Origin of the sequence: Sphaerotilus sulfidivorans, from assembly GCF_013426975.1 — a bacterium.
GTDB lineage: Bacteria > Pseudomonadota > Gammaproteobacteria > Burkholderiales > Burkholderiaceae_C > Sphaerotilus > Sphaerotilus sulfidivorans.
On the sequence record NZ_JACCPY010000042.1, the window covers coordinates 20,519 to 30,520 of the forward strand.

Genomic DNA, 10,002 nt, shown 5'->3' on the forward strand with positions numbered 1-10,002 from the left:
GCTCGCTCCTCAGTCCAACTGCCGCTTGATGCACGCCGGCACACCTGCGACCAGCATGTTGTCGGGCACATCCCGGGTGACCACGCTGCCTGCGGCCACCACACAGCCTGCGCCAATACGCACGCCACCCAGAATGACCGAACGCGCGCCAATCCAGCAGCCATCCCCGATCTCGATCGGTCGGGCTGTGCCTTCTCCGGCACGGCGGTCACTCGGGCCCACAAGATGACCGCCAGGAATGAACTCAACACCAGGGCCGATGTCGCAGCGCTGGCCAATCTGGATGGCCGCTTGTTGATGGGTATAGAACACAGTTGCAGGGCTGAGCCAGCTGCCTGCGCCGATGCTCAGCCGGCCAGGCCCGTAGATCCAGCCGCCACCGCAGAAGCTGACATCGTCGGCCAGATCGACGCCTGCACGGCGAAGCAGCCAGCGCCGCAGCGCGAACAGTCGCGACGGCGGCAGCCATCGCAGCAGGAAGTTGAGGAAATGCCTGATCACGTCGTCGAGGGAATCGAGGAGAGAGGGCGAGCGCGTCGGCGTCGCCTTGGTCGCTGGTGCACCAGCACCGCCAGCAGCATCAGCAGCCGGGAATAATCGTTCGGGGCATAGGCCTCGCCCTTGATCGTCGCCAGCACGAAGGTCAGCAGCAGCACCCACAGCAGCAGGTCACGCGAGGAACGCACCCGGCGCACCGGACGGTTCATGCCGAGCCGGCGCAGACCCGCATGGATCTGCAGAATCACCCCCAGATAGAGCAGTGCCACCGGCACGGCCAGCAGCAGGCCGCCTTCCTGCAGCAGACGGATCCAGCCGATGTCGGAGTAGCAGCCCTCACCGGGCTGGCAGATGCGTCCATCGCCAATCAGCCAGGCCAGAGGCTCGGCCGGCAGGATGACCATGCTCCCCAGGTCGCTGACCGTCGTCACGTCGGCGGCCTGGGAGGGATCGATGAACTGCATCACGCCCTCGAGCATCCAGTCGATCAGCGCCTCGCCGGCGTCGCCAAGGTACAGACGCACCAGCAGCAGTAGCAGCGGCACGCCCAGACACGCCAGCATCAGGATCTGCCGCAGGTAGCAGAAACGGAAGAAGAGGCTGACGCCGAGTGCGTAGCAGATCAGCAGCGGCACCAGGCCGACCCGGGCATTGGGCAAGATCAGCAGCGCGCAGCCTGCCGCGGCGGCCGTCAGCAGCCACCGTCGCGACAGGCGGGCCTCCAGGCTCGCGCCGACCAGCAGCAGCACGCCGACGATGCCCAGCGCCAGCGGAAGACCGAACAGGTGATGCCGCGATACGCCGAAGCCACGAAACAGCAGCGCCGCCTGGAAGGCCTGTCCATCATAGGAATCATCGCCGTACCACTGTTCAAGCAGTGCGGAACGCAGCTCGGGCAAGGCGGCCATCGCCAGGGCGCAGAACAGCTCGATCAGCACATAGCCCGCCAAGGCGGCCAGCAGCGACTTCAGCGTCCGGATGCGGCAGCCGTGATACAGCAGGATCGCCAGCAGATAGCCCTCGACAAAAGGCCGCACGAAACGCAGCAGCGGCGCGATGCCCGGCTCGCCTCTCAGGCTGGTGAGGGTCGCGATCATGCCGCACAGCACCACGCCGCCCATCAGGGCCAGAGGAACCCGATGCCGACGCAGCAGCAGCACCCCCAGGCAGAGGCCGAAGAAAGCCAGCTGCAGCAGCCCCCCCATCGCGTTGGCCGCACTCAACCCGACGAACAGGGACAGCGCAGCCAGGCCCTCATGCGGACGTCGGACGGCCGCCCCCCGTCGCGGAGCGGGGCCGGGGCCCGGCTCGGACATCGTCAGCACCATGTTGCTCATGTCGGCCACATCATCGTCGCCGCACCGGGATCCCCTGCCGCCAGGGCAGCCTGGTAGCGACGCAGCCAGGTGGACTGGCGCTCAGGCAGGTTGCGTGCTGCATTGCGCCGCCGAGACAGCCGGCGTGCGAGCGGAAAGCCCGCCAGCGCGAACAGCAGGGGCTGCCAGCCGTGCTGACGGCCAGGATCGGTGCGCAAGGCCCGCAGCGCGAAGCCCAGGGACTCGATCCGGTCGCTCGGCAACGTGCGCCGTGCATTGGTCGCCATCGCCACCAGACGCCAGTGGCGCCGCAGTGCAGCGACCTCGCCGGCCGTGCCGATCCGATCGCCCCAGCGCGTCAGGAACTCGTCCAGACCTCTCAGCCGGGCATCCGTTGCCACGCTGAGCCGGTAGCCCGCATGCTGGACATAGAGACAATGCGGCCCCTCGAGCGTGGCGAAGGCACCGAAAGCCGCGCACCGGACCCAGAAGTCGTAGTCCTCGAAGCTGGCCAGCCCCTCGTCGAACAGGCCCGCCTGCAGCGCGACATCCCGGCGCAGCATCACCAGACTGGTGCTGGTCGGACAGTAGCCTGCCAGCAGGTCCGCCTGACTGCGCATCCGGGCTTCGCCGCGGATCTCGAGCATCAGTCCCCAGGTCTCGTCGCACTCGACATAACCGCAGTCGATGCCAGCCATGTCGGGCGTCATCGCCGCCAGCTGGGCGTCGATCTTGCCGGGCAGCCATTGGTCGTCATCGTCCAGAAAGGCCAGCACGGGTGCGCTGGCCTGGCGGATGGCGACATTGCGCGACGCAGATCCCCCCGGCTCGCCGCGATTGCGCAGGTACACCAGCCGCGGATCGCCGATCGAGGCCAGCACAGCCTGCACCTTGCCTTCATCCTCTGGGCGTCGGTTGTCGTCGACGACCAGCACTTCGCGGATCGCGTCGCCCTGCAGCAGCGCAGAGCGCACGGCCAGGGCGAGACTGTCATGGCGACGACAGGTCGGAATGACGACCGAGACCTGTCCTCGGAAGGATGCATTCATGCGGTCTTCCGCTCAGAGGCGGACTCCGGATCAAGGGTCGGCCGGCGACCCCAGGCACGCCACTGCCCGGCCGCCAGAGCCGACAGCAGCAGCGCGACAGCGCCTGCCTCAAGCAGCTCGAGGCCGATGGGGCGCACCGGATCGGATCCGGCCGCGGCCAGAAGCAGCGTGTCGCTCCACAGCGCGCAGGCGACCAGCAGCAGCACGACGGGCACCAGCGGCATCAGGCGCACCGGGGACATCGCTCGATCCGCCTGCACCGCTCGCAGCTGAAGCAGAGCGATGCCCAGCGCCATCAGCGCCGACGCCAGGATCGATGCGGGCAGCCAGCGCACGTCGACGGACAGACCGGCCAGCAGCGCCAGTGCATGCGCGATGGCACTGAGCACACCCGTGCGAGTCAGCGCGACTGTCGCACCGAAGGCGGTCATCACGCCCACCACGACCGCGCTGGTGGAGGTCAGTGCCGCGGCCGGCAGCAGCCAGACCAGCTGGGGCGGCACGGAATCCAGCCACTGCGCACCGAACAGGAGGGCAGTCACGGTCTGACGCAAGGCCACCAGGACCAGGCAGACCAGCGCGCTGGCCAGCAAGGTGCCCGCAATCATTCTCTGGGCGTTGTGGGCCAGCGTGTCACGATCCAGGCCCTCGGCGGACAGCATCGGCACGCTGACGCGTGAGACCAGCATGCCGATCAGCTGCGTCGGCATCTGGGCGATGCGACCTGCCATCGAATAGGCACCGACGAAGTCGGCGCTGGCCAGTCGCCCCGCGACACCGGTGTCGGAGTTGCGGACCACGTAATTCATCAGATGGAAGGAAGTGACCGCCAGCGACCCGCCGGCCGCAGAGCGGGCATGGCGAGGATGGGTCGGCCGCAGGACCATGCCTGCGGCACGGCGCTGCAGGATCGTCTGGAGCGCCGCACTGACGACCGCCTGCGCCGCCAGACTCTCGACCCCGATGCCGGCACTGGCCAGGGCGACAGCCACCAGCAGCCCACCCACATACGCCAGCAGATCGATGGCGGAAATATCGCGATAGCGCTGAGCACGCTCGAGAACGATCAGGTGGACGCCCCCAAGTGCCGAAAGCGGGAAGACCACCGAGAAGATGATCAGCACCCGCTCAAGCGCATCGACGCGGTAGAAACTGGCCAGCGGCTGCGCCAGCAGCAGCAGCGCCGCCGCCAGAATCAGGCCGATGACCAGCTGGACGGAGTAGATGCCACCGAGAAAACGGGCCGAACCATCCGGAGAACGGATGGCGGCCGGTCCGGTCCCCATGTCGCGCAGCAGACCCGCCAGGTTGGACACCATCAGCGCGATCGCGATCACGCCGAAGTCCGCGGGCGTCAGCAACCGCGCGATGACCGAGACACCGACGAGCTGCGAGGCGATGCGCCCGACTTGGCCGAAGAACAGCCAGGAGACGCTCGACAGGACACGACTCACGCAGATTTCACTCGTGATGATCGAAAGCCTGGAACCCCGCCAGCTTGACCAGGCTGTCCTTGCGCGCCGCGGTGTAGTCAGCCTCGATCATTTCCTTGACCAGTTCCTCGAACGAGGTGGTCGGCACCCAGCCCAGCTTTTCCTTGGCCTTGGTCGGATCGCCCAGCAGGGTTTCCACTTCGGTCGGGCGGTAGTAGCGCGGGTCGACACGGACGATCACGTCGCCCACCTTGCACTTGGCGCGGTCACCGGTCACCGATTCGACGATGCCGATTTCCTTCTCGCCCTCGCCCTCGAAGCGCACCGTCACGCCCAGCTCGGCCGCCGCGCGCTCGACGAACTGGCGCACGCTGTACTGCACGCCGGTGGCGATGACGAAGTCTTCCGGCTGGTCCTGCTGCAGCATCAGCCACTGCATCTCGACATAGTCGCGCGCGTGGCCCCAGTCGCGCAGCGCGCTCATGTTGCCCAGGTACAGGCAGTCCTGCAGTCCCAGCGCGATGCGCGCGATGGCGCGGGTGATCTTGCGCGTCACGAAGGTCTCGCCGCGCAGCGGGCTTTCGTGGTTGAACAGCACGCCGTTGCAGGCGTAGATGCCATAGGCCTCGCGGTAGTTGACCGTGATCCAGTAGGCGTACATCTTCGCCACCGCGTAGGGGCTGCGCGGGTAGAACGGCGTCGTCTCCTTCTGCGGAATCTCCTGCACCAGACCGTACAGCTCCGAGGTCGAGGCCTGGTAGAAGCGCGTCTTCTTCGTCAGGCCCAGGATGCGGATCGCCTCCAGGATGCGCAGCGTGCCGATGCCGTCGGCATTGGCGGTGTATTCCGGCTCCTGGAAGGACACCGCCACATGGCTCATCGCCGCCAGGTTGTAGATCTCGTCGGGCTGGACCTGCTGGATGATGCGCACCAGGCTGGTCGAGTCGGTCAGGTCGCCGTAGTGCAGCGTGAACTTGCGGCCGTCGACATGCGGATCCTGATACAGGTGGTCGATGCGGTCGGTGTTGAACAGGCTGGAGCGGCGCTTGATGCCGTGGACCTCGTAGCCCTTCTTCAGCAGCAGTTCGGCCAGATACGCGCCGTCCTGGCCGGTGACGCCGGTGATCAGGGCCACCTTGGCTGCGGTGTTCTTCGGGGTATGGAGTTCTTCGCTCATGTCGGTTCTGTCGTCTTTGCGGGCGCTTGCGCGGGGGCAGCAGGATGCCGGTTGCTCAAGCAGCCTGTTCACTGAAAAAAGGAGCCGCCTCGTAGGCCAGGCGGATGCCGTCGCGCAGCGCCGTCTTCGCCGTCCAGCCCAGGCCGGCCAGCCGGCTGACGTCGAGCAGCTTGCGCGGCGTGCCGTCGGGCTTGCTGTCGTCGAAGACGATCCGGCCCTCGAAGCCCACCACCTGCATCACCGTCTCGGCCAGCTCGCGGATCGTCACGTCGGTGCCGGTGCCGATGTTCACCAGCGGGCCGTCGTAGCCCTGCTCCATCAGGTGCACGCAGGCATCGGCCAGATCGTCCACGTACAGGAACTCGCGCATCGGCCGGCCGGTGCCCCAGACCGTGTACTCGGCGTCGCCTCGCAGCTTGGCCTCATGGGCCTTCCTCAGCAGCGCCGGCAGCACATGGCTGTTGGCCAGGTCGTAGTTGTCGTTCGGGCCGTACAGATTGGTCGGCATCACGCTGATGTACTGCCGGCCGTGCTGGCGGTTGTAGCTCTCGGCCAGCTTGATGCCGGCGATCTTGGCGATCGCGTAGGGCTCGTTCGTCGGCTCCAGCGGGCCGGTCAGCAGCGCGTCTTCCCGGATCGGCTGCGCGCAGTCGCGCGGGTAGATGCAGCTCGAGCCCAGGAACATCAGCCGCTGCACGCCCGCCAGGTGCGCGCCGTGGATCAGGTTCGCCTCGATCATCAGGTTCTGGTAGATGAAGTCGGCGCGGTGGATGTTGTTGGCCTGGATGCCCCCCACCCGCGCGGCGGCGATGAAGATGTAGTCCGGCTTCTCCTCGGCCAGGAAGGCCTGCACCGCGCGCTGGTCCAGCAGGTCCAGCTCGGTGCGGCTTCGGGTGAGGATGTTCGTGTAGCCGCCGGCCTGCAGTCGGCGCACCAGGGCGCTGCCGACCATGCCGCGATGGCCGGTGACGAAGATGCGCGCATCAGGAGAAGGCGTGGAAAGGTTCTGCATCAGGAGAAGGAATCGGAAGACAGATCGGATCAGAGCGGTCGACGGGCACGCAGCCCGATGACCACCGCGCGCACCGACAGCAGCAGCCCGGCCAGCACCGCGGCGCCCAGCGCGTACATCGCCCGCTTGGGCTTGCTCTTGCGATCCGGCGCGGTCGCGACATCGACCACCTGGATCAGCCCGCCTTCGCGGCTCTCGTCGAGACGGGCCAGCTCGAACTGCTTGGCGTACAGGTCGAACAGGGTTTCCTGGTACTTGTAGTCACGATAGCGGCCGATGTAGCCGGCGTCCTTCGACGAAGGCGCCGCCTCGCGCTGCTCCAGCTTGGCCAGCTCGGAGCGCAGCGCCTCGAGCTGGGCCTGCTGCTGCTGCATTTCAGGCGCGCTGTCGGCCAGCGTGCGGCGCATCGTCTGCAGCCGGACCTCGGCCGCGGTGACTTCGGCGCGCAGCCGGGCATAGCCGTCAGCGGCCGCCTTGGGCTCGGCGCGCAGCACGCCGGCGCTGAAGCCGCTCTCCTGCAGCGCGACCTGGGCTTCGGTCAGCCGTTTCTTGGTCACCTCGAGCTGCTGCTCGAAGAAGCGCCGGCGCTGCTGGGCCTCGCTGACCGCCAGCGTGTTGGTCATCAGGCGCAGCTCGTCGACATAGGCATTGGCGATGTCGGCGGCACGCTTCGGATCATGGTCATCGACCTCGACGACGATCAGGCCGTCCTTCTTGCCGGCGGTGATGATGGCCTTCGTCAGCAGGGTCTTGCGCGCAACCGAGCGGAACTCCTCCTCGTAGACCTCCATCAGCTTGAAGCGGTCGATCAGGCGGTCGGACACGGTCGCGCTCTGCATCAGGGCGATGTACTGGTCGACCGGGCTCTTGATGCCCCCGCCGGCCAAGCCCGCCAGCGCCCCCAGCGAGCCGAGCGCGGCAGCGGCCGAACTCTGCTGCTGCTGCGGAGGCATCACCACGGTGCGTGCGGTGAAGACCGGCTTCATCAGCGAGGCCGCGCCCAGGCCGGCCGCTCCGGCCAGGACCGAGCCGGCCAGAATGATCTTCCACTGGCCCAGGATCGCCCCGGCCAGCTCCGACAGGCTGATGCCGTCATCCTCGTCGTCCCAGGACGATGAGCTGTCCCGCGTGGAGGCCTTGCTGTTCGCGTCGTTCATGGACATGGGCACTCCCGCTCAATCCTGCAGCGTCTTGAGCGCAGCCGCACCCAGGCCGAACTGATACAGGATCTGCGTCCATTCCTTCAGGTCCTGCACCCAGGTGGTCTTGTTCATGCGCTCCGGCACGAAGATGGTGTCGCCGGGCTCGGCCTTGGTGCCGCCGATGTCGCCGACCAGACCGAAGAAGGACGAGCGCTGCAGCTGGCTGAGCACGCTGCCGTTCGGGCGCAGCACGAAGACGGCGCCGGCATCGGCACCACGGGTCGGGCCGCCAGCCTGGTTCAGATAGTCGCTGAAGGAGCGCCCGGGCTCCTGCAGGAAGGCGCCGCTGCTGAAGACCGAGCCGAAGACGTTGACGGTGGTCGGGCGGGCCGGCACCAGCAGGCGGTCGCCGTCTTCCAGCGGCAGATCGGGCAGCTGGTCGGAGCCGGGCGTCATCTGCAGCACGACCCGGCCGGTCGGGCGGACCTGGCGCAGCTTCTCGATCAGGCGGCCGGTGGCGGTGTTGCGCTGCTCGAAGGTCGCGGCCTCGTCGGCGCTGATCGCACGCTGGGTGGCCGAGGCGCGTGCGAACTCGGTCTCCATGTCGCGCAGCGCGCGGTCATAGCTGAGCTGCTGCTGCTGGCGCACCGACTCGCGGGTGAACTCGGTGCCGTAGAGATAGGCGTTCGGGGTCAGGCCGCCCGCCAGACCGAGCGCCTGGCGCACCGTCACATTGGGCGGCAGCACATATTCGCCCGGCTTGGCCACCTCGCCCTCGATGCGGATGCGCTTGTTCTGGCGCGCCACCGGCTGGGTGGCATCGACCGCGCTGAAGGCGCGCAGCACATCGCCGCTGGCGGGCGCCTGGCCGGCGGCGGCCGGCATCTCGAGCTGGGTCACGCGGGTCTTGGCGCGATCGTCCAGACGCTCGATCGCCAGCCGGGTGCGGTCGGCCACCGCGGTGAAGCCACCGGCCATCGTCAGCAGGTCCTCGACCTTCTCGCCGGGCTTGAGTTCGAAGATCGCCGGCCGGTTGACGCTGCCCACCAGCGCGACCTGCGCGCCGACCGGGCCGACATGGATCACGTCGCCGTTCTGCACCACACGGTCGGCGCTGCGATCGCCCTTGACCAGCAGCTCGTAGAGGTCATAGCGGGTGACCAGCTCCTTGCCGCGACGCAGATCGACCTGGCGCAGGCTGCCGGCCGCGCTCGGGCCGCCGCTGCGCATCAGCGCGCTCACCACGCTCGACAGCGCGCTGACGTTGTAGACGCCGGGCCGCTTCACATGGCCGGTCACATAGACCCGCACGCTGCGCACCTGACCCAGCGCGACGCTGACCTGGTAGTTGCGGAAGACCTGGCCGACACGGCGCGAGATCACCTCGCCGACATCGCCGAACTTCACGCCCGCCACCGGAATGGCTCCGATGCGCGGAATGGTGATGCGGCCGCTGCGGTCGACCTGCAGGCGCAGATCGGCATCGGCCGAGCCCCAGATGGTGACCTGCAGCTCGTCGTTCGGACCGATCACATAGTCGGCCGGCACCAGGCCGCTGGTCTCGGGCGCGTCGAAGCCGCCGCGGCCGGACATCAGCTCCTGACCGAAGCGGCGAATGCCCGGATAGCCCAGCTTGCGCAGATAGGTCTCGAACTCGTCGGGCCGCACCAGGCCGTCGACCGGCTGCAGCAGTTCGTCCTGCTGCAGCGATTCATCGCCGTTCAGGCGGCGCTGGCGCTCGTCGAGGGTGCTGTTGCTGCCGTTCGTGCTGCGCCGCTGCTGGGCGTTCGACTGCAGCCGCACCGTGCCGCTGCTGCCGGCGCCATTGACCGTGTCGGAGACCTGGCCCTGCGTGCCGGACGCGCTGCCCTGCTGCTGCATCCCATCGTCGACCGAAGAGGAAGACGTGCTGTAGGCACCCTGTTGAGCGGTGCTCTGCGCCGAAACCCCGGCCCCCAGGCCGCAAAGAGCGAAAACGAGCGCGCTGCCGCGCAGCAACGGCAGGACCGAGCGAGATGGCGTCATCGGAATGGATCTGTTCTGAACTGATCTGAAAGAATCGGCCGGGTACCCGGCAGTTCGATCAGATTGTAGAGGCTGACCCTGACAACGCCGGGTAAGCCCGCGTCAGTCGAAATGCCGCGCGTCGGCCAGCAGCGGCGCCACCGCATCCTTGGCCGACAGCAGCGGTGCCATGCCGAGATCGGGCCAGGCGATGCCGACCGTCGGGTCGTCCCAGCGCACCGCGCCCTCGCACTGCGGCGCGTACAGGTCGGTGGTCTTGTAGAGGAAGTCGGCCGTCTCGCTGGTGACGACGAAGCCGTGCGCGAAGCCCGGCGGAATCCAGAACTGGCGGTGGTTCTCGCCGGTCAGCT

General features: G+C 67.8%; 9 protein-coding genes. All 9 read right to left on the reverse strand.

Going from position 1 to position 10,002, the window contains the following annotated elements:
- Positions 1 to 9: 9 nt before the first annotated feature.
- Positions 10 to 501 carry an acyltransferase gene (locus tag HZU84_RS17820; RefSeq protein ID WP_149504465.1) on the reverse strand — a complete coding sequence of 164 codons (492 nt, stop codon included), beginning with the start codon at positions 499 to 501 and terminating at the stop codon, positions 10 to 12.
- On the reverse strand, positions 498 to 1,835 hold the full coding sequence (locus tag HZU84_RS17825; protein WP_149504466.1) for a hypothetical protein: 1,338 nt from the start codon (positions 1,833 to 1,835) through the stop codon (positions 498 to 500). The genes HZU84_RS17820 and HZU84_RS17825 overlap by 4 nt, the downstream gene beginning before the upstream one ends.
- Positions 1,832 to 2,863, reverse strand: a complete 1,032-nt coding sequence (locus HZU84_RS17830; RefSeq protein ID WP_149504467.1) for a glycosyltransferase family 2 protein — start codon at positions 2,861 to 2,863, stop codon at positions 1,832 to 1,834. Before HZU84_RS17830 ends, HZU84_RS17825 begins: the two co-directional genes overlap by 4 nt.
- Positions 2,860 to 4,317, reverse strand: a complete 1,458-nt coding sequence (locus HZU84_RS17835) for an oligosaccharide flippase family protein (protein WP_180693043.1) — start codon at positions 4,315 to 4,317, stop codon at positions 2,860 to 2,862. Before HZU84_RS17835 ends, HZU84_RS17830 begins: the two co-directional genes overlap by 4 nt.
- Positions 4,318 to 4,324: 7 nt before the next feature.
- On the reverse strand, positions 4,325 to 5,473 hold the full coding sequence (gene gmd, locus HZU84_RS17840; protein ID WP_149504469.1) for a GDP-mannose 4,6-dehydratase: 1,149 nt from the start codon (positions 5,471 to 5,473) through the stop codon (positions 4,325 to 4,327).
- Between the two features lie 55 nt (positions 5,474 to 5,528).
- Positions 5,529 to 6,485 (reverse strand): GDP-L-fucose synthase, encoded by a 957-nt coding sequence (gene fcl, locus HZU84_RS17845; protein WP_149504470.1) that lies wholly within the window; start codon positions 6,483 to 6,485, stop codon positions 5,529 to 5,531.
- Positions 6,486 to 6,514: 29 nt separating this feature from the next.
- A complete protein-coding gene (locus HZU84_RS17850; protein WP_149504471.1) occupies positions 6,515 to 7,642 on the reverse strand; it encodes a Wzz/FepE/Etk N-terminal domain-containing protein in 1,128 nt (375 codons plus the stop codon).
- Between the two features lie 18 nt (positions 7,643 to 7,660).
- On the reverse strand, positions 7,661 to 9,508 hold the full coding sequence (locus tag HZU84_RS17855) for an SLBB domain-containing protein (protein ID WP_180693044.1): 1,848 nt from the start codon (positions 9,506 to 9,508) through the stop codon (positions 7,661 to 7,663).
- A 246-nt stretch (positions 9,509 to 9,754) separates the two neighbouring features.
- The coding region (locus tag HZU84_RS17860; protein ID WP_180693045.1) for a dTDP-4-dehydrorhamnose 3,5-epimerase family protein at positions 9,755 to 10,002 on the reverse strand (248 nt) is incomplete at its 5' end.